The sequence below is a fragment of the Kitasatospora griseola genome (assembly GCF_044999035.1).
GTDB lineage: Bacteria > Actinomycetota > Actinomycetes > Streptomycetales > Streptomycetaceae > Kitasatospora > Kitasatospora griseola.
Window position 1 is genome coordinate 355,299 of the sequence record NZ_CP173360.1, and the last position, 18,398, is coordinate 373,696.

At 73.2% G+C, this 18,398-nt stretch carries 17 protein-coding genes and 1 pseudogene; 8 read left to right on the forward strand and 10 right to left on the reverse strand.

All coding sequences use genetic code 11. From position 1 onward, the window contains the following. Positions 1-89: 89 nt before the first annotated feature. Complete coding sequence (locus ACI1MP_RS01745; RefSeq protein ID WP_404867487.1) at positions 90-1,658, reverse strand: AMP-binding protein; 1,569 nt, start codon at positions 1,656-1,658, stop codon at positions 90-92. Positions 1,659-1,860: 202 nt separating this feature from the next. Here ACI1MP_RS01745 and ACI1MP_RS01750 point away from each other — a divergent pair, with 202 nt between their 5' ends. From ACI1MP_RS01750 to ACI1MP_RS01780, 7 genes and pseudogenes are all read left to right on the forward strand, one after another. Beyond that, the gene (locus ACI1MP_RS01750) at positions 1,861-2,208 is read left to right on the forward strand and encodes a hypothetical protein (RefSeq protein ID WP_404867488.1); all 348 of its coding nucleotides are present in this window, start codon (positions 1,861-1,863) and stop codon (positions 2,206-2,208) included. A 289-nt stretch (positions 2,209-2,497) separates the two neighbouring features. Beyond that, positions 2,498-2,788: pseudogene (locus ACI1MP_RS01755) on the forward strand (hypothetical protein); the annotation flags it as partial. 334 nt (positions 2,789-3,122) lie between these two features. Next, positions 3,123-3,275, forward strand: a complete 153-nt coding sequence (locus ACI1MP_RS01760) for a hypothetical protein (protein ID WP_167349387.1) — start codon at positions 3,123-3,125, stop codon at positions 3,273-3,275. A gap of 127 nt (positions 3,276-3,402) precedes the next feature. After that, complete coding sequence (locus tag ACI1MP_RS01765; protein WP_189273047.1) at positions 3,403-3,561, forward strand: hypothetical protein; 159 nt, start codon at positions 3,403-3,405, stop codon at positions 3,559-3,561. A 91-nt stretch (positions 3,562-3,652) separates the two neighbouring features. Then, positions 3,653-5,977, forward strand: coding sequence for a DUF4135 domain-containing protein (locus ACI1MP_RS01770; protein ID WP_404867489.1), 2,325 nt, complete (start codon positions 3,653-3,655; stop codon positions 5,975-5,977). After that, positions 5,974-7,161, forward strand: coding sequence for a hypothetical protein (locus tag ACI1MP_RS01775; protein ID WP_404867490.1), 1,188 nt, complete (start codon positions 5,974-5,976; stop codon positions 7,159-7,161). The genes ACI1MP_RS01770 and ACI1MP_RS01775 overlap by 4 nt, the downstream gene beginning before the upstream one ends. Next, on the forward strand, positions 7,158-8,441 hold the full coding sequence (locus ACI1MP_RS01780) for a JmjC domain-containing protein (RefSeq protein WP_404867491.1): 1,284 nt from the start codon (positions 7,158-7,160) through the stop codon (positions 8,439-8,441). The genes ACI1MP_RS01775 and ACI1MP_RS01780 overlap by 4 nt, the downstream gene beginning before the upstream one ends. Before the next feature lie 8 nt (positions 8,442-8,449). Here the strand turns inward: ACI1MP_RS01780 and ACI1MP_RS01785 are convergent, their stop codons facing one another. The 7 genes from ACI1MP_RS01785 to tdh all read right to left on the reverse strand — a co-directional run bounded on the left by ACI1MP_RS01785 (position 8,450) and on the right by tdh (position 14,531). Continuing rightward, a complete protein-coding gene (locus ACI1MP_RS01785) occupies positions 8,450-9,271 on the reverse strand; it encodes a hypothetical protein (protein WP_380331100.1) in 822 nt (273 codons plus the stop codon). Between the two features lie 213 nt (positions 9,272-9,484). Continuing rightward, entirely contained in the window at positions 9,485-10,411 is a 927-nt protein-coding gene (locus tag ACI1MP_RS01790) for a Gfo/Idh/MocA family protein (RefSeq protein ID WP_380331103.1), read from the reverse strand. Between the two features lie 126 nt (positions 10,412-10,537). Then, positions 10,538-10,924 carry a type II toxin-antitoxin system death-on-curing family toxin gene (locus tag ACI1MP_RS01795; RefSeq protein ID WP_380331106.1) on the reverse strand — a complete coding sequence of 129 codons (387 nt, stop codon included), beginning with the start codon at positions 10,922-10,924 and terminating at the stop codon, positions 10,538-10,540. Beyond that, positions 10,921-11,064 carry a hypothetical protein gene (locus ACI1MP_RS01800; protein WP_363474597.1) on the reverse strand — a complete coding sequence of 48 codons (144 nt, stop codon included), beginning with the start codon at positions 11,062-11,064 and terminating at the stop codon, positions 10,921-10,923. Before ACI1MP_RS01800 ends, ACI1MP_RS01795 begins: the two co-directional genes overlap by 4 nt. 89 nt (positions 11,065-11,153) lie before the next feature. Continuing rightward, entirely contained in the window at positions 11,154-12,086 is a 933-nt protein-coding gene (locus tag ACI1MP_RS01805; RefSeq protein ID WP_380331111.1) for a LysR family transcriptional regulator, read from the reverse strand. Between the two features lie 170 nt (positions 12,087-12,256). Then, positions 12,257-13,447, reverse strand: a complete 1,191-nt coding sequence (locus ACI1MP_RS01810) for a glycine C-acetyltransferase (RefSeq protein ID WP_404867492.1) — start codon at positions 13,445-13,447, stop codon at positions 12,257-12,259. Between the two features lie 52 nt (positions 13,448-13,499). Beyond that, positions 13,500-14,531 (reverse strand): L-threonine 3-dehydrogenase, encoded by a 1,032-nt coding sequence (tdh, locus tag ACI1MP_RS01815; protein WP_043911954.1) that lies wholly within the window; start codon positions 14,529-14,531, stop codon positions 13,500-13,502. 390 nt (positions 14,532-14,921) lie between these two features. Here tdh and ACI1MP_RS01820 point away from each other — a divergent pair, with 390 nt between their 5' ends. Beyond that, a complete protein-coding gene (locus ACI1MP_RS01820; RefSeq protein ID WP_404867493.1) occupies positions 14,922-16,601 on the forward strand; it encodes a carbohydrate binding domain-containing protein in 1,680 nt (559 codons plus the stop codon). Positions 16,602-16,656: 55 nt separating this feature from the next. Here ACI1MP_RS01820 and ACI1MP_RS01825 read toward each other — a convergent pair whose 3' ends face one another. Both ACI1MP_RS01825 and ACI1MP_RS01830 read right to left on the reverse strand, forming a co-directional pair. Next, on the reverse strand, positions 16,657-17,952 hold the full coding sequence (locus ACI1MP_RS01825; RefSeq protein ID WP_404867494.1) for a hypothetical protein: 1,296 nt from the start codon (positions 17,950-17,952) through the stop codon (positions 16,657-16,659). After that, entirely contained in the window at positions 17,942-18,310 is a 369-nt protein-coding gene (locus ACI1MP_RS01830; protein ID WP_404867495.1) for a hypothetical protein, read from the reverse strand. Before ACI1MP_RS01830 ends, ACI1MP_RS01825 begins: the two co-directional genes overlap by 11 nt. Between the last annotated feature and the right edge of the window lie 88 nt (positions 18,311-18,398).

Genomic DNA, 18,398 nt, shown 5'->3' on the forward strand with positions numbered 1-18,398 from the left:
CCGGCCAACCTAGCGGCCCCGCCGGAGCACCGCCCCCGGATTTCGCCTGCCCCTGACGCTTCGTCAACGTCAGGGGGCAGGCGGGAGGTTCAGCGCGTGGCGGCTTCGCGCAGGCGCTTCTTGTCCGGCTTGCCGACGGGCGTCAGCGGGATCTCGTCGACGACGTGCAGCACCTCGGGCGCGAAGATCCGCCCCTTGCGTTCGGTGACGAAGGCGCGGAGTCCGTCCAGCTCCGGCCGCTGCCCCGGGGCGGGGACGACGGCGACGTGGACGTGCTCGGCCTGCTGGTCGTCGCGGACGCCGAAGACCGCGCAGCGGGCGACCGTCGGGTGGGTGAGCAGCAGCTCCTCCACCTCGGAGGGGTAGACGTGCCCGCCGACCACGATGATCAGGTCCTTGGCCCGGTCGGAGAGGTAGAGGTAGCCGTCCTCGTCGAAGTAGCCGACGTCGCCGGTGTTCAGCCAGCCGTCGCGCAGCACCGAGGCGGTGAGGTCGGGCCGCTTCCAGTACCCGGCCATGATGGTGTCGGACCGCAGGTGGATCTCGCCCTGCTCGCCGGTCGGCAGGTCGGCGCCGTCGACTCCGCGGATCGCCACCTCGATGCCCGGCAGGGGGCGGCCGACCGGGACCTGTCCGCCCGGGCCGATCCGCTCGTGCTCGTGGGGGGCGAGCGCGGAGATCATCTGCGCCTCGGACATGCCGTAGACGCCGACCAGGACCGGCCCGAAGACCTTGAACGCCTCGCGGATCCGGGTCGGCGAGGCGGCGGCGCCGCCGTACATGATCTGCCGCAGGCTGGACAGGTCGGTGCGGCCGATCGCCGGGTGGTCGAGCAGCTGGTACAGCAGCGGCGGGAGCACCCAGAGGTCGGTGATGCGTTCGCGCTCGACGGCGGCGAGGACCGCGCCGGGGTCGAAGGAGCGCTGGAGGACCACCGTCCCTCCGTGGTGGAGCACCAGGTCGGAGAGGACGCCGGCCAGGTGGGCCAGCGGGGTGGCGGCGAGCAGCCGGGGCGCCCGGTCGTCGCCGACCGGGGTGTCGAAGATGGCGCGGTAGGGCCCGTGCAGGGTGAGGATGCCCTTCGGGATGCCGGTGGTGCCGCCGGTGTGGCGGATGCTCAGGTCGTCCTCCGGCCGGATCCGGACGTCCGGCGGTTCGGCGGGCCGGTGGACGGCGGCCGCGATCACGTCCTCCCCGACGGCGCCGTCGCCGTCGGGCCCGGGGCCCAGGGTGAGGACGGTCGGCACGTCGATCAGCGGGAGCAACTCGGGTGCGTCGGCGTACCGTTCGGCGTCGACCAGCAGCACGACAGTGTCCACGCTGGTCGCGATCTCGGCCAGGACCGGGGCGCTCATGCCGTTGTACAGGTTCACCACCCGGGCGCCGGCGAGGCCTGCCGCGAACCGGGCGATCAGCGCCTCGGGGGTGTTGCCGGTCAGCAGGGTCACGGTGGTTCCGCGGGTGGCGCCCCGGGCGATCAGCTCGTGCGCGAGGCGGTAGGTGGCGGCGGCGAAGTCGCCCGCCGTGATCGCGGCGCCGTCGGCGTCGACGACGGCCCGTCGGTCCGGATCGGCCGCGAGGGACCGGAGGACCATCGCGGGACCGCTCACGAACTCCGCGTCGGGCATGGCTACTTCTTCGTTGTGGTTGGCAACCATGGCCACAGGCTAACCCGACCGCGCCGCCGCACCGGGCAGGGGCGGCCGCTATTTGGCGCGAACCCTCCGTCACCGGCGCGTTTCTGGCGGTTCGTCAACTCCGGCTGCTCCTCACGCCTCCCCTTCGGCGTCTTGGCGCTCCGGGGAGGAGCCCTGGAGTCGAAGGCATCGGGACAGGCCGTACGACCGAAGGAACACCCCCATGCGGATCACCGTGCTGACCGTGGCCGACTGCCCGAACGCCCGGCCGACCCTGGACCTGGTGACCGCCGCCCTCGACGGCCGACCGGTCGACGTGGCCCTGGTCGAGGTCGCCGACGAGTCCGAGGCCGCCCGGCTGGGCATGTACGGCTCCCCGACCGTCCTGATCGACGGCACCGACCCCTTCGCCCCGCCCGGCGCGGAACCCGGCCTGTCCTGCCGCCTCTACCGGCACCCCGACGGCACCATGTCCGGCCTCCCGGACGCCACCGCCCTGCGCCGAGCCCTCACCGGCCGGGCCGAACCGAAGCAACCCGGCGGGACGGCGGACTGCCGCTCGACCCGTTGAGCTCTTCCGGCTCCGCAACGAACGACTTCTGCGACGCGGACCACTTGAGATATCTTTAAGGTTTCCGAGCGAATCTAATCAAGGGTTTATCGACCATTAAGGTCCGATTCATGCGGCGACTGTGGCCTTTCATTGTCGGACCGGTATTCACCGGACGCCCGCATCTTCCGGGAAGTCGGACCGAAGGCCTCGATGAAGGCACTGACCAGACATCTCCTTGCCTCGACGTCGATTCCGACATCCGGTCCGATCGGGACCGGAGAGCTTTGCTGCTCGAATGAGAAATCGCCGCGGCGCCTGGTGCGAGACGCACTGGCTGCCGGAGGCCGACCTGGTCTCCGTCGGCCCCGGCGCCCGCGTCAACCGAGGCACCGTGCTGCAGACCCACCTGTTCCACGACCGGGTGATGCGGCTGGACTCCGTGCAGCTGGACGAGGGCGCCACCCTCGGGCCCAACTCGATCGTGCTGCCCGGCGCCACCATCGGGGCCGGCGCGTCGATCGGCGGGGCGTCGCTGGCGATGCGCGGGGAGTCGATCCCGGCGAGCACCCGGTGGATCGGCAACCCGGTGGCCGCCTGGCCGACCGCGCACCCGGCCGACACACCGCACCAGAGCCGTGGGCGGCGGCAACCGGGCCGCCGGCGGAAGCCGAGGCGCCGGGCCGGAACCGGACCGGGCGCAGGTCCGGGCCGAGCCGGTGACTCCTGATCGCGCCGCCCCGTCGGCTCACCAATGCGGTTACTGCGCACGGAAGTTATGTTGACGAACCGGTGCGGCTGGGCAACACTGGCTGGCGCGGTCACGTCATGCACAGTCATGTCATGCGCGGCCACGGCAGGTTCAGTCAACCGCACGGCGCCCCGTCACCGGATGTCGCGGTGGCCTGCCGTGCACTCGTGTCAGGAGGACCCTCATGGAAGCTCCTACCCTGCAGCCGCCGACGGGCGACACCCTCGTCACCGACGAGGAGTTCGACCTCGTGATCGGCGAACTCGAGCTGGACGTCCCGGAGAACGCGCCGAGTGCCGGCACCTGTGGCCTGCACCTCTACTGCATTCTGAAGTAGGCGTTCTCCGGCCCGCTTTCGCTCGGAACAGCTCCCCCGAACCACGTCGCGGCGCCGCCGGATCGGACGGTGCCCGACTCCTGCTGTGCCACTCCTACTGTGCCACTCCTACTGACAGGGGAAATCGATGGAGACCTCGACCGTGCTGACGCCGCAGGGCTACGCCCTCACCGCGGACGCGGAGTTCGACCTGGTGATCGGTGACCTGGAGCAGGGCCTTCCGGAGGGCGGCTCCGCGCACGCGGTCTCGACGTGTGTGCGCATCTACTGCGTTCCGAACCTGTAGTTCCCGGGTACGACGCAGCACCGCGACGCCGCGCGACGCCGGTCCGGCCGGCCGCGTGGCGTCGCGGACGGACCACCTGACCAGGGGCAGAATGGAACTGCGCGACCACGGCGGCGCCGCCCGTGCGCCCGAACTCCCCTCTGCGACACGCCGGTTGATGACGGCACTGGCCGAGGGCCGGGCAGGCCGGGCGTTCCCGCCGGTGGCCGTCCCCGGGCCGGACGGCACGCTCGCCGTCGAACGCCCCTTGGGCGGTCCGGCCGAGGCGCGGGCCCTGGGGCATGCGCTGGCCGACGCCCGCTTCGCGCCGCTGCACGAGGTGCTGCGGCGGATCGACGCCTGGTCCGAGCGCGCCGTCGCCGATGACCGGTTGATCGATCCGCAGCTGCTGCGGCCGGCGAATGCGGACCTGTTCGGGCCGCTGCTCACCGAGACCCTGGAGACCTGCGTCGACCGGCCGCCCGACCGTGCTGCCGCCTTCGCCGACCGCCGGGCCGGGCAGTTCCTGGACTTCCTGACGCTGTTCCTGGAACGGCTGGCCCGCGACCGGCCCGCGGAGCGCCGGGTCACCGGCCTGTGGGCGAACGGCGAGGAGACGCACAACGGCGGCCAGCGGGTGCTGCGCGTCGAGTTCGCCGACGGCGTCCGGCTCGCCTACAAGCCGCGGCCGGCGACCGGCGAGCTCCTCTTCCTGGCCGCCGAGGGCTCGGTGTTCGCCCTGCTCAACGCGCTGCCTCCGGCGGCCGGCCCGGTCCGGCTGCCGACCGTGCGGACCTGGGCGGGCAGCGGCCCGGACCGGGCGTGCTACTCCTGGCAGGAGTGGATCGAGCCGCCGGACGCGTGGGGCGTCCTGCGTACCGACGGCAGGTGGAGCCTGCGCGGCGCCGTCCTCGATCCGGGGGCGGCGGCCCGCTACTGGCACCGCGCCGGGTCCCTGGCCGCCGCCGCGTTCGCGTTCGGGATCACCGACCTGATCGGCGGCAACGTGCTGATCGGGCAGCGCCCGGGCGACGGCGAGCCGCTGCTGTTCCCGGTCGATCTGGAGGCGTACTTCGCGGATCCGAAGCGGCTGTTCGAGACCGGGCTGCTGTTCGATCCCGCGGTCTCCGCGCACCACCACGTCGGCCTGGAGAACGTCGCGCGCTGGTGCGACCTGGACGGCCCCGCGACCTGCTGGCGTCCGCAGCCGGACGGCTCGCTGCGGCTGGAGCGGCGGACCCTGCCGCTGGCCCGGACCGGGACCCGCACGGTGGTCGGCGACACCGAGGGCCGCACCGGCTACGGCCCCCACCTGGCGGCGATGCTGCGCGGCATGTTCGACGCCTGGACGCTGATGTGCCGCCACCGCGCCCGGATCGCCGAGTTCCTCGCGGAGCGGGCCGCCGGGCACGTGGTGCGGGTGATCGCCCGCCCGACGGCCGAGTACCCGGGCGGCGGCGAAGTCCCGTTCACCGAAGGCGAGTCGGAGCAGCTCGCCCGCGGCGACGTCCCGTACTTCTTCCGCGCGGCCGACGGCGGCCCGCTGCTCGCGCTGCGGATGCCGCCCGGCCGCGAACCGTGCACGGTCCCGACCGACGCCCCGCACGACGAGGGCCGCCCGTGGCCGCCGGTCGCCACCGTCCGCGAGGGCGGGAAGCTGGACCTCGCCGGGCTCGGCATCGCCCTGCGCGACGCGGTCGAGCACGTGTACGGCGATCCGGAGCCGCAACGGGGCGGCCTGCGCGACCACGGGCGCGGGGTGCGGATCGGCCTGCGCGGCCCGCGTGAGGGCGAGGTGTCCTTCGACTGGCCGACGGCGGGCCGCCGCATCACCTACCGATGGGACGAGACGAAGCTGCGGCTGTGCATCGACCCCCTGAACGACCCGGCCGCCCGGGATGCCGCCGGGATCCGTGAACGGCTGCTGCGCCTGGGCCGGATCGACGCGTCGCTGCGCGACCCGTGGGCCGCCGGCGGCTTCACCGACACCGGGCTGGAGGCGAAGCTCGACCGGCTGACCGGCACCGGCATCGTCTGGCTGCGCGGCGTGGTCGCCGAGCACGGCTGGCCCGGCCGGGGCCTGGTCGGCGAGGAGGCCGCCACGGTGGCGAGCGCGCTGCTCCAGCACTGCACCGGCGACCTGGAGTTCCGGCGCGAGTGCCTGGCGCTGATCGAGGCCGCGGCCGAGCGCGGCGACATGCCCCGGCGCGACGCCGCCTACCTCACCGACTCGCTGCGCCGGGCCGAGGGCCGCCCGCAGCTGTACGGCACGAAGTTCGAGCGGGCCGCGGGCGGCGACCTGCGGCCCTGCCCGATCGAGGACGAGGAGCGGGTGGACGAACGCCGCGCGGCCGTCGGCCTCGGCCCGCTCGCCGACTACGCGGCGCTGCTGGCGGAGAAGTACCCGGCGCCCGAGAACGAAGGGGTACAGGCGTGACCACCACCGACTGGACCGAACTCCTCGCCCGCGTCTGGGGCAAGGAGCCCGCCCTGCTCCCGGCAGCCGCCCCCGCCGGCCCGGCCCACCTGCACCGCACGATCGTCGCCGCCTGCGAACCCTTCCGCGCCGGAACGGTGTTCCGGACCCTGCCGCAGGTCCGCCTGCACACCCCGCTCGGCTGGCTCGGCGCACCGGGCGGGCTGCTGCCCGACGCCGACGACCCGAGCCCTGCCGCCTACCGGGCCCGGCTGCGCCGCGAGCCGGCCGGCAGCGGGCCGGACGCCGGCTTCCTGCTGAGTGTCCGCCAGCCCCTGCACACCGACTGGGCGTTGTGGTCGGCAGTCCGGGACTCCCTCGCCGAGCTGTGGCACCGGGTCGGCCTGCCGTGCCTGCCGGTCGAGGCCGAGCTGACCGAGGGCGACGACTTCACCCGCACGCCGGGCCTGGCCGTCCCCTCCGCGCACGCGGTGCTGACCTGGGTGCTGGCCGGCGCCCTGGAGGCCGAACTGCACGAGCCGGACGGCGAGTTCCGCGTCCTGCGGGCCACCGCCGGCGAGCTGCTGTACTGGCCGGAGGGCTCCCGCTGGCGCGAGCACCACCGCGACGGCTGCGTGACGCTGCGGATCTCCGTCCCCCGCGCCCAGCACCTGGCGACCGGGGCGGTCAAGGACCTGCTGGCCGAGGACGTCCGGGGCCGGCTGGAGTACGACGGCACGGTGCCCTGCCTGCCCTATCCGCCACCCGCAGGCGGGCCGCCCGACCTCGTGGTCGCCGTCGGCGAGGCGGCCCGCGCCGCTGCCGGGGGCGCCGAGCTGGCCGCCGCGCTGCGCGCCCGGTGGGCGGCGTGGTGGTCCTCGGCCGGGCTGGAACCGGTGCCCGGGCCGCGCGCCGACGTCCCCCTGGGGCCCGGGCAGCGGCTGCGGGTGGTGCGCGGGATCGTCCGGCTGCCGGACGGGCCCGGCCGCTGGATCTGGGCCGTCAACGGGCACGCCTTCCCGATCGGGGGGGCCGCCGGCGAACGGATCGCCCAGCAGCTGCGGCCCGGCCGCGAACTGACGGTCGGTGAGCTGTGCCGCGCGGTGGGCGCGGACGAGCACAACCGCGCCGTGACCGCGCTGCTGCGCAAGCTCCACGCGCTGCGCGGAATCGACCTGACCGACGGAGAGAGGACGGACGGATGACGACCGCACCCGCGAGCGACCTGGCCGTCGTCCGAGGCCCCCTCGACTGGGACGAGTTCACCGCGCACTACTGGGACCGGCGCCCGGTGCTGATCAAGGCCGTCCGCCCGGCGCCCTTCGAGCTGCGCGAGGTCTTCGCCGCCACCGCGCTCGCCACCCGGCCGCCCGGCCCGTACCGGATGCCGCCGACCGCCCAGTTCGCCGTCGGACGCTTCCAGCAGACCGAGCCCGCGCACTGGTTCCCGCGCCCCGGGGACGGCGCCTTCGACGGCTACCGGCGGCGGCTGGACGCCGAGTTGGCGGCCTTCTCGAAGGAGACCCGGTACGCGCTGGTCGTGCACGCCTTCCACGCCTTCCACGCCGGGCAGTGGGAGCGCCAGCGGGCGTTCTTCGACCCGCTGTGGGAGCGCACCGGGCTGCCGCTGTCGGGGGCGATCACCACGCTCTTCCACGGCAACTACGAGCACACCCCGGTCGGCGTCCACAAGGACCGGTTCGCCACCTTCCTGTTCGCCCTCGAAGGCCACAAGCGGATGCGGTTCTGGCGGGAGCGCCCGTGGACCGAGCCGGTGACCACCAAGCTGGACTACCGGCCCCACCTGGCCGCCTCGTTCACCGCCGAACCCGAGCCCGGCGACCTGCTGTACTGGCCCGCGAGCTACTACCACGTCGGCGAGAGCGTCGACGGCGGCGCCGCGACCAGCGTCAACGTCGGCGTCCCGCGCGAGGCGCACCGCGCGGTCTACGACGTCGACGACCTGCTGCTCGGCCGGAGCCGGGACGCGATGGTCGATCCGGACGTCGCCCTGGTCCGGCTGCCCGCGGCCACCGCCCTGCTCTCGGTGCCCGAACCGCCGACGGACGGCGCGCTGCCCGAGGCGCTGGAGCAGACCCTGCGCATCTTCCGGGACTACCACGACCCCGCCCGGATGCAGGACCTGGTCGCCGCCCTCTCCCTCGGCACCCTGACCGCGTCCGGCCTCTGCCCCGTCCCCCCGCCCGAGCCGGTACGGCCGCTGGACGACGCCACGACGGTTCGGTCCCGTACCCGGGTGCTGCACCAGCCGGTCGAGGGGGCGCTGCTCTGCGCCGCCAACGGGCACGTCCTGCGCAGCCCGCTGACGCCGCAGCAGATCGAACCGCTGCTGCACCGGCTCGCCGAACCGCAGCCGCTGACGGTCGGCGAGCTGCTGGCCACCGTACCGCCCGCCGCCCGGACGGACGCCCGCCACCTGCTGGAGACCCTGGAGAGCTTCCGCGCCCTGACCCGTGACCGGTAGCGCGCCGGTCACCAGCTGGTGACGTCGACCTTGACCAGGCCGATGTCGTACGGCATGTCGGTGATGGTGACGGCGATCGCCGCGCCCTTGCTGCTGGTGAGGCAGAGGGTGGCGCCGACGCGGATGCCCTTGGCGTCGTTGGTGGGGCGTTCGGCGGCGGTGTGGTAGCGGAAGCTCTTGATGGTGCCGGCGCGGGCGGCTTCGCGGCAGGTGGCTTCGGTGAGGTCGACGCCGGCCGGGAGCACGGCGGCGAGGTTGCCGAGGACGACCGTCGGGGCGGGGTGGTCGTGGACGACGATCTCGTAGGCCTTCTGGTCGGCCTCGGACATGGCGTTCCAGGCGTCGTCGCCGACCAGGGCGGAGAGCGGCTTGTCGTTCGGCGCGTCCAGGTCGATCAGCTCGTAGCCGCTGCTGACCACGTCGATCTGGAACGACACGGTGCGCGGCGCGCGGACTCCGGGGCTCGGCTCGGCGGACGGCGAAGGGACGGGCGAGGGGGCCGGAGAGGGAGTCGGTGACGGCGCGGGGGCCGGGGACGGCCGGGCCGGTGGGGACTGGGTGCTGACGGCGTCGCCGGACTTGCTGCCGATGGGGAGCGCCGTGATGATGCCGGCCGCGTTCATGGCGAGGACGGTGATGGTGGCGACCGTCCCGACGATGGAGAGCGAGAGCAGCAGGGCGCGCCGGTTGGCCGGGGTGTCCGGGGCCTCCCAGGAGACGCCTTCGCGGCCGGCGTGGAACGTCACCCGGTCCGGATGGTCCTCCCCGTGGTGCCGGCCGTCCGGGTGCTCCCCTTCGTGGGGCGGGTGCCCGGAGTCGGGTGCGGTCACGTGGCTCTCCTGCGGTCAGGTCTCGTTCGCCACCGTACAGTTGCGCCGCGCGCCGCCGATCCGGGCGGCCGCCGCGGCCGGCGGTGCATGCGCGGCTTCTCTGCTGGGCGCATGCCCCGTCACGGCACCGGCGGAACTGATCCTTCCGGGGTGATCACCGATCGGGTGAATCGCTCGTTCGAGCGACCCACCCCGCAGGGTCCTGACGGTCCGTCAGGCGGCGGACTCGATCCGCTCCACGATCAGTTCGCACAGCTCGTGGGTGCGCAGCGCGTCGCCCGCGTCCAGGGTCTTACCGGCCCGCAGTGCGTCCAGGAAGTGCAGCACCACCTGTTCGATGCCGCGCTGGCGGGCGACCGGCACCCAGTCGCCGCGGCGGCGGACGGTGGGCTGGCCCTTGTGGTCGATCACCTCGGCGAGGTTGTGGACCTCGCGCTTGGAGTCGGCGCCGGACACTTCGAGGATCTCCTCGGTGGAGCCGGACACCCGGTTCATCAGGCCGAGCGCGGTGAAGCCCTGGCCGGCCAGCGTGAGCACGACGTGCTCGACCAGTCCGTCGCGGGTGCGGGAGCGGACGTCGACGTGCTCGATCTCGCCGGGGGCGAGGAAGCGCAGGGTGTCCACCACGTGGATGAAGTCGTCGTAGACCAGGGTGCGGGCCTGCTCGGGCAGCCCTTCGCGGTGCTTCTGGAGGACGATCAGGTCGCGCGGGCGTTCGGCGGCCAGCAGGTAGCCGGGGGCGTGGCGCCGGTTGAAGCCGACCATCAGCGAGCGGCCGGTGGTCCGGGCCAGGTCGACCAGATGGCGGGCGCCGTCCAGGTCGTAGGCGAGGGGCTTGTCCACGTACACGTCGACGCCGCGGGTGAGCAGCTTCTCGACGATCGGGACGTGCTGGTCGGTGGCGGCGTGCACGAACGCGGCCCGGATGCCGGAGTCGATCAGTTCGTCCAGGTCGGTGGTCCGGAACGGGATCCGGTGGGCGTCGCCGATCCGGTCCAGCTTGGCCGCGTCCCGGGTCATCAGCCGCAGGTCCAGGCCTGGTTGGGCGGTGAGGACCGGCAGGTACGCCTTCTGCGCGATGTCGCCGAGCCCGACGACGCCGATCGGAAGGGCGGTGCGGTCGGTCTCGTGATCGCTCATCTGGGCACTCCTGCGGGTCGGTGACGGTCGGCGGACCAACCGGCAGCATATGCCAGACCCGTGTTGAGCAGTCGGAACAGGAGTGGCCGTACCCGGCGGTGCGGAGCGCCGGGCCCGATCGGGCGGTCAGTTGGACAGCATGCGGCGGAAGTCGGCGACCGCGTCCGCCGGTCGGCCCGCGTAACCGCCCTGGGCCAGGCGCAGCACGAAGTCGACGGCGACGTCGGGGTGCGGGTCGGTGTAGGGCTGGTGGTTGTAGTCGAGGAACAGCAGCATCGACTCGAAGGCGGTGCGCTTGTTCCGGTCCGTCATGGGGTGGTTGCGGGAGAGGGATTCGCCGAGGGCGACCGCCTTGGCCCACACGTCGGGGTAGGCGTCGGCGCCGAACACCGAGGCCCGGGGGCGGCCCAGCGCGGACTGCAGCAGGGACTGCTCGCGGACGGTGGCGACCTCGCCCAGCAGGTGGCCGATGTCGTCCTCGTCGAGGTAGTCGGTCGGCTGCCCGGGGCTCACAGGTCGGCCAGCCTCTCCAGCGTCTCCGCGTTGGCCGCGCGTATCCGCGCCACCAGGGCGGCCCGCCGTTCGACGCGCTGCTCGGGCGACCAGGCGAGGGCGCGCGGATCCCGCTGCTGGTCCTGCTCCTGCCGCTCCATCGTGGCGCCCCCTCCCGGTGTCGTTCGTTCGGGCACCGACGGTAGTGGGCGCAGCGGCGGCCGTCGAACGATTTTCCGGTGGCGGTCCGTCAGGCCCGTTGGACGGCGGGCCGGTCGAGGTGGGCGGCGGCGTCGGCGAGGGCGTGCAGCACGGGCCGGATCAGCGGGTGGAGTTCGGCGCCGGCCCGGGTCGCCGCGAACACCTTGCGGGTGGCGAGGGCGCTGTCGACGGGGCGGACGGCGACCCGGCCGAGGTCGGTGCCGCGCAGCGCGGAGCGCGGGACGAGGGCGACGCCCGCGCCGGCCGAGGCGAGCGCGGTGACGGCGCTGAAGTCGTCGGAGGAGTGCACCAGCCGGGGCTGGAAGCCGGCGTTCTCGCAGGCCAGCAGGACCACGTCATGGCAGGGGTTGCCGGGGTAGGGGCCGATCCACGGTTCGGCGGCGAGTTCGGCGACCGCGACGGGGCCGGTGCCGGCGGCCAGCGGGTGGGCGAGCGGGAGGACGGCGTCGAAGGGCTCGGCGTACAGCGCGAGCCGGGTGAGTCGCCGGTCGTCGGGCCGGGGCGCGCCGCGGTACTCGACGGCGACGGCGATGTCGGCGCGGCCGTCGAGCAGCATCGGCAGGCTGGCGTCGCCCTCGGCGTCGAGCGCCTTGACCCGCAGGCCGGGGTCGGTGCCGGCGAGGGCGGCGATGGCGGGGGCGAGGACCATGGCGATGCCGGTGGCGAACGCGGCGACGGTGATTTCGCCGGCGGCGCCGGAGCTGTAGGCGGCCAGGTCGGCCTCGGCGCGTTCCAGTTGGGCGAGGACGGCGTCGGCGTGGCCGAGCAGGATCTCGCCGGCGGCGGTGAGGCGGACGCCCCGGCCGTCCCGGATCAGCAGGGTGTGGCCGGTCTCCTGTTCGAGGGCGGCGAGCTGCTGGGAGACGGCGGAGGGGGTGAGGTAGAGCGCGGCCGCCGCGGCGGTCACGGTCCGGTGGTCGGCCACGGCCCGCAGGGTCCGCAGCCGTCGTGCGTCGATCACGGGTCAATTCTGCCAGCGCCGCGGGGGTGCTCCGAACGGGTGCGCGGAGGTGGCGCGGGGAGCCGGGGGGTGGCTCCCCGCGCCTCGGCGGGCCGCCGGGGGATGGGAGGGTGGCGGCCCGTCCGGGGGACGGCGCGGACTGAGGGTTGCTCCGCGCCTGGCCTGGGGTCCTACTCGCCGAGCGCGGCCCGGGCGTCGATGAACGCGGCGACGGCGCGCTCGACGTCCTCGGTGCTGTGCGCGGCGGACAGCTGGACCCGGATCCGGGCGGCGCCGTGCGGCACCACCGGGTAGGAGAAGCCGATCACGTAGACGCCGCGCTCCAGCAGCAGCTCGGCGAGGCGTCCGGCCTTGGCGGCGTCGCCGATCATGACCGGGGCGATCGCGTGCTCGCCGGGCAGGATCTCGAATCCGGCCTCGGTCATCTTCGTGCGGAACAGCGCGGTGTTGGCGGCCAGCTTGGCCCGCAGGTCGCCGCTGGTCTCCAGCAGGTCGAGCACGGTGAGCGAGGCGGCGGCGATCACCGGGGCGAGCGAGTTGGAGAACAGGTACGGGCGGGAGCGCTGGCGCAGCAGGGCGACGATCTCGCGGCGGGCGGCGACGTAGCCGCCGGAGGCGCCGCCGAGGGCCTTGCCGAGGGTGCCGGTGATGATGTCGACGCGGTCCATCACGCCGTGCAGCTCGGGGGTGCCGCGGCCGGTGGGGCCGACGAAGCCGACGGCGTGCGAGTCGTCGACCATGACCATGGCGTTGTAGCGGTCGGCAAGGTCGCAGATCTCGGCGAGCGGGGCGATGTAGCCGTCCATGGAGAACACGCCGTCGGTGACGATCAGCCGGCGGCGGGCGTCCTGGGTGGCCTTGAGCTGCTGCTCCAAGTCGGCCAGGTCGCGGTTGGCGTAGCGGTGGCGGCGGGCCTTGGAGAGGCGGATGCCGTCGATGATGGAGGCGTGGTTGAGGGCGTCGGAGATGACCGCGTCGCGCTCGTCCAGCAGGGTCTCGAAGACGCCGCCGTTGGCGTCGAAGCAGGAGGAGTAGAGGATCGTGTCCTCCTGGCGGAGGAAGTGGGACAGTCGCTGTTCCAGTTCCTTGTGCACGTCCTGGGTGCCGCAGATGAAGCGGACGGACGCCATGCCGTAGCCCCAGCGGTCCAGCGCCTGCTTGGCGGCGTCGACCACCTTGGGGTGGTCGGCGAGGCCCAGGTAGTTGTTGGCGCAGAAGTTGAGCACCTGGCCGCCGGTGCCGGAGGTGACGGTGATCTCGGCGGACTGCGGGGTGCCGATGACGCGCTCGGGCTTGAACAGGCCGGCTTCGCGGATCTCGGCGAGGGTGGCGGCGAGGTCGTCGCGGACGGTGTCGAACACGGGGGTGTCGCTCCTAACGAAGGGTCAGCAGGCTGGCTTGCCGAGGGGCGGTCTAGAGCGTGGTCCAGTCGAGGATGACCTTGCCGCAGTTGCCGCCGGCGGCCTCGTCGAAGGCGGCCTCGAACTCCTGGACGGGGTGCCGGCCGGTGATCACCGGGCTGAGGTCGAGTCCGCCTTCGAGCAGCACGGACATCGCGTACCAGGTCTCGAACATCTCGCGGCCGTAGATGCCCTTGATGGTGAGCATCGAGGTGACCACGGCGGACCAGTCGATCGGGAACTCGTCGGCGGGCAGGCCGAGCATGGCGATCTTTCCGCCGTGCGTCATGTTGGCGATCATCGACTGCATGGCCTCGGGGCGGCCGGACATCTCCAGGCCGACGTCGAAGCCCTCGCGCAGGCCGAGCTGGTGCTGGCCGTCCTCGATGGTGTGCTTGGAGACGTCCAGGGCGAGCGTCACGCCGAGCTTGCGGGCCAGCTCCAGGCGGTACTCGGAGACGTCGGTGATCATCACGTTGCGGGCGCCGGCGTGCTTGGCGACGGCGGCGGCCATGATGCCGATCGGGCCTGCGCCGGTGACCAGGACGTCCTCGCCGACCATCGGGAAGGACAGCGCGGTGTGCACGGCGTTGCCGAACGGGTCGAAGATGGCGGCCACGTCGAGGTCGACGGGGACGCGGTGCACCCAGACGTTGGAGGCGGGCAGTGCGACGTACTCGGCGAACGCGCCGTCCCGGTTGACGCCCAGGCCGATGGTGTTGCGGCACAGGTGGCGGCGGCCGGCCAGGCAGTTGCGGCACTTGCCGCAGACCAGGTGGCCCTCGCCGCTGACCAGGTCGCCGACGTTGATGTCGGCGACGGCGGCGCCGATCCGGGCGACCTCGCCGACGAACTCGTGGCCGATGGTCATCGGGGTCTTGATGGTCTGCTGGGCCCAGCCGTCCCACTTGCGGATGTGCAGGTCGGTGCCGCAGATGCCGGTGCGCAGGACCTTGATCAGGACGTCGCCGGGGCCGATCTCCGGCTCCGGGACGTCGGTCATCCACAGGCCGGGGGCGGCGTCCAGCTTGACGAGTGCCTTCACTGCGAGGGCTCCTGACGCGAAGTGCGGGCGGTCCTGCGGTCGGCAGGCCCGGGTTCGGGGCTGCGCAGGGTCGGCAGTCCCGTGGGTGGCCCGGCGTGCGGCGGTCGACCGGCCGGGCAGGGTGAAATCTGCCTGGTCACGGTGGGTGCGGTCCATCGAGGAATTCTTAACGGGTGCCACAGCAGGGCTGAACGATCGTGCCCGAGCAGGGTGGCGGGGCGGTCCGCGGCGTGCCGGAAGGCACCCGGACGGAGCAGCGCGACGGGCCCCGACGGCGGGTCTCCGGGCCGTCCGCACCTTGACCTGGTCTTGACAGTCGGGATTGGTCCAGTCCATTTTATTGTCGCGCTCCCCGCACCTCCAACCCCCATCCCCCACTGGAGGTCCCCCATGCATGCCCCCAATCGCCGGGCCACGGCGGTCGGCGCCGCCGCGCTGCTGCTGGCGGGCGCCGCGATCGCGGCCGTCCCGAGCTCCGCGAGCGCCGCGAACATCCTGACCAACCCCGGCTTCGAGACCGGCGCCCTGAGCGGCTGGTCCTGCTCGGGCGGCACCGGCTCGGTCGTCTCCACCCCCGTGCACGGCGGCTCGAAGGCGCTGGCCGGCGCGGTCACCGCGTCGGACAACGCGAAGTGCGCGCAGACCGTCGCGGTGCAGCCCAACACCACGTACACGCTGTCCAGTTGGGTGCGCGGCAACTACGTGTACCTCGGCGTGACGGGCGCCGGTTCGACCTGGACGCCGTCGGCGTCCGACTGGAAGCAGCTGTCGGTGACCTTCACCACCGGCGCCGCCCAGACCAGCGCCGAGGTGTACCTGAACGGCTGGTTCGGCCAGGGCACCTACTACGCGGACGACGTCAGCCTGGACGGCCCCGGCGGCAACCCCGCGGACACCCAGGCCCCCACCGCCCCGACCAGCCTGGTCGCCACCGCGACCGCCGCCACCCAGGTCTCGCTCTCCTGGGGCGCGTCGAGCGACAACGTCGGCGTCACCGGCTACGACGTCTACCGCAACGGCACCCTGGCGACCACCGTCACCGGCACCACCGCGACCGTCACCGGCCTCACCGCCTCCACCGCCTACACCTTCACCGTCAAGGCCCACGACGCCGCAGGCAACGCCTCCGCCGCCTCCAACTCCCTCGCCGTGACCACCCCTTCGGGCGGTGGCGGCACGCCGGGCGGCTTCAAGCAGGCCGCGCCGTACCTGTACAACGGATGGGGGAACCCGCCGTCGCCGACCACGGTGATGAACGCCAGCGGGATCAAGTGGTTCACCCTGGCGTTCGTGCTGGCGCAGAACGGCTGCAACCCGACCTGGGACAGCCAGCGGCCGCTGCTCAACGGCGTCGACCAGCAGACCATCAACGCGGTGCGGGCGGCCGGCGGTGACGTCGTCCCGTCGTTCGGCGGCTGGTCGGGCAACAAGCTCGGCCCGAACTGCGCGGACGCCACCGCGCTGGCCGGGGCCTACCAGAAGGTGATCGACGCCTACCAGTTGAAGGCGATCGACATCGACATCGAGAACACCGACGAGTTCGAGAACTACACCGTCCAGGACCGCATCCTGGGCGCGCTGAAGATCGTCAAGCAGAAGAACCCGGGCATCCGGACCATCGTCACCTTCGGCACCGCCATCAGCGGGCCGACGGCGGACGGCAACCGGCTGATCGAGCAGTCGAAGGCGCTCGGCGCGGACATCGACGTCTTCACCATCATGCCGTTCGACTTCGGCAACGCCTCGACCGACATGTACGCCGCCACCGTCAGTGCCGCCAACGGCCTGAAGAACAAGCTGAAGTCGGTGTACGGCTGGGACGACGCCACCGCCTACTCGCACCTGGGCATCTCCGGCATGAACGGTCTCAGCGACAACAACGAGACCACCTCCATCGCCAACTGGACCGCGATCCGCGACTGGGCCAACACCAACCACATCGCCCGCCTCGCCTTCTGGTCCGTCAACCGCGACCGTGGCTGCGCGGGCGGCGGCCTGCAGGAGACCTGCTCCGGCATCGCTCAGAGCGACTGGCAGTTCAGCACCATCACGGCCGGTTTCACCGGCTGACGCCATGAGTCGGGCGCGGCTCCGGTCCTCCCCCACGAGGACCGGAGCCGCCTCTTCAGAACGGCGGGGCTCCCCGACCGGCAGCGCCCTCCCCCGGGTCGACCCCGGCACCCCGCCGGGCCCGTCCGCCGTCGCTCACGCCCGGCAGGTAGTGCGCCAGGTACGCGAGGTGCTCGGGGTCCACCTCGTCCGGCCGCCTGCGCTCCTCGATCGCGTCGATGAGGCTGCCCTCGACGAAGAAGCGGTAGGCGAAGATCTCGGTGCTCGGCGCGTTCCAGAACAGCTCCGGGGGCTTCGGCACGACCACCTCGCCGTCCGGTCCGTAGCGGAGGCCGGGCTCCGAGGTCAGGTCCCGGTCCGAACTGACCACCGCCGACTGCCCGTTGTGGTGCAGGTACAGGTACCAGACGATGCAGCTCTGCTGGTCGCGGAAGAACGCCACCAGCCGGTCGGCCGGGTCGAGCGGGCTGGGCACCGGGCCGGCCACGTCCGTCCACGCGCCGCCGCCGACCCGGTCGAGGCAGCGGTGCAGCCCGGCCCTGGTGATCAACGCCAGGAAATCCGCCGGGAGTTCGAGCCCGTCCCGGGCCAGCTCGGCTGCGATCCGGTCCGTCACGGCGGTGCGGTGGTCCAGCGGCTCGCCGATCTCGCCGAACCACGCGTAGTCGCCGACGAAGGACGCCTCGTCCAACGGCGGCACGCTGTCCGGCGCGTAGGCCTGGAACCAGGCGAAGGTCCGGTCCTGCTCGTCGTACGGGCGGTAGGGGCCGATCCCGTACCCGGCCCAGCAGGCGGGCAGGCGCACCGCCGACGGGCCGTCACCGATCACGCCGCAGGTGCGCTGCGGTCCCACGGGCACCCGCGTGTGCGGGCTCCGTCGCGCCTCCGGCAACCGGACGTCCGGGTGGCCGAGTTCGTCCGGCAGCGGGTCCCGCTCGGACGGGTGGACCGGCGCGGGCCCGGACGCGGGCACCAGGATCCGTCCGAGGTCGTCGCGCCGGTCCTCGGGCCACCGGGCGTCGATGGCCCGGGCGGCGGCGGTGCAGTCGGGGCACTCGTCCCGGCCGCCGCCCCACATGCCGAACGGCGAGCCGGTCAGGTCCGGCCGCTCGATCCCGCACAGCGTGCGCCGGAAGTACCCGTACGCGTGCCGCCGGGCGTCCGGCAGCATGTCCGTCCAGGCCGCCTCCCACCGCAAGTCCCACTCGCTGTACGCCTGCCGGACGGTCGCACCGTCGCCACCGACCCGCACGACCGCGAAGCACCAGGTGCAGATCCAGATCTCACGGGTCCACCGGCTCGGCGGCAGATCCCACTTGGCCGACTCGTGGTCACAGATGTCACAGCGCATGACGCATGATCATGCCGCCCACCGCCGACACCCGCTGTCCGGACACTGCGCCGCGCCGCGCGACCGAGCCGTCGAACACACGTCTCGCCGACTTCTCGACAGCCGCACCGACCAGCACGAGCCCGCGCCGGAGGCGATGCTCACCGCGCTGTTCGAGGGCGGGGCGCTCGCTCCTGTCACCGCCGATGGGAAGGTGATGTTCCTCCCCGACGACGAGATGCCGCCCACGCTGCTCGGGTTCACCGGGGCGGACGTCGGCACGGCGCTGCTGCTGTCGGCCCCCGCGATGGCGCACTGCGACGCGGCGCAGCTGCGGGACATCCTGGAGAAGACCGGCGTCGACCGGCTCGGGATCCACTCCCGGAACGGGCAGGCGCTCTTCACCGAACAGACGCCCGACGAGCGGGCGGCCTACGGGCCCGGCGCGGAGCTGGAGCTCGACCGGT

Excerpts from the sequence above, each read along its gene's own strand:
- ACI1MP_RS01745 (WP_404867487.1), bottom strand. The coding sequence starts at position 1,658 with ATGGTTGCCAACCACAACGAAGAAGTAGCCATGCCCGACGCGGAGTTC.
- ACI1MP_RS01750 (WP_404867488.1), top strand. The coding sequence starts at position 1,861 with ATGCGGATCACCGTGCTGACCGTGGCCGACTGCCCGAACGCCCGGCCG.
- ACI1MP_RS01760 (WP_167349387.1), top strand. The coding sequence starts at position 3,123 with ATGGAAGCTCCTACCCTGCAGCCGCCGACGGGCGACACCCTCGTCACC.
- ACI1MP_RS01765 (WP_189273047.1), top strand. The coding sequence starts at position 3,403 with ATGGAGACCTCGACCGTGCTGACGCCGCAGGGCTACGCCCTCACCGCG.
- ACI1MP_RS01770 (WP_404867489.1), top strand. The coding sequence starts at position 3,653 with ATGGAACTGCGCGACCACGGCGGCGCCGCCCGTGCGCCCGAACTCCCC.
- ACI1MP_RS01780 (WP_404867491.1), top strand. The coding sequence starts at position 7,158 with ATGACGACCGCACCCGCGAGCGACCTGGCCGTCGTCCGAGGCCCCCTC.
- ACI1MP_RS01790 (WP_380331103.1), bottom strand. The coding sequence starts at position 10,411 with ATGAGCGATCACGAGACCGACCGCACCGCCCTTCCGATCGGCGTCGTC.
- ACI1MP_RS01800 (WP_363474597.1), bottom strand. The coding sequence starts at position 11,064 with ATGGAGCGGCAGGAGCAGGACCAGCAGCGGGATCCGCGCGCCCTCGCC.
- ACI1MP_RS01820 (WP_404867493.1), top strand. The coding sequence starts at position 14,922 with ATGCATGCCCCCAATCGCCGGGCCACGGCGGTCGGCGCCGCCGCGCTG.
- ACI1MP_RS01825 (WP_404867494.1), bottom strand. The coding sequence starts at position 17,952 with ATGCGCTGTGACATCTGTGACCACGAGTCGGCCAAGTGGGATCTGCCG.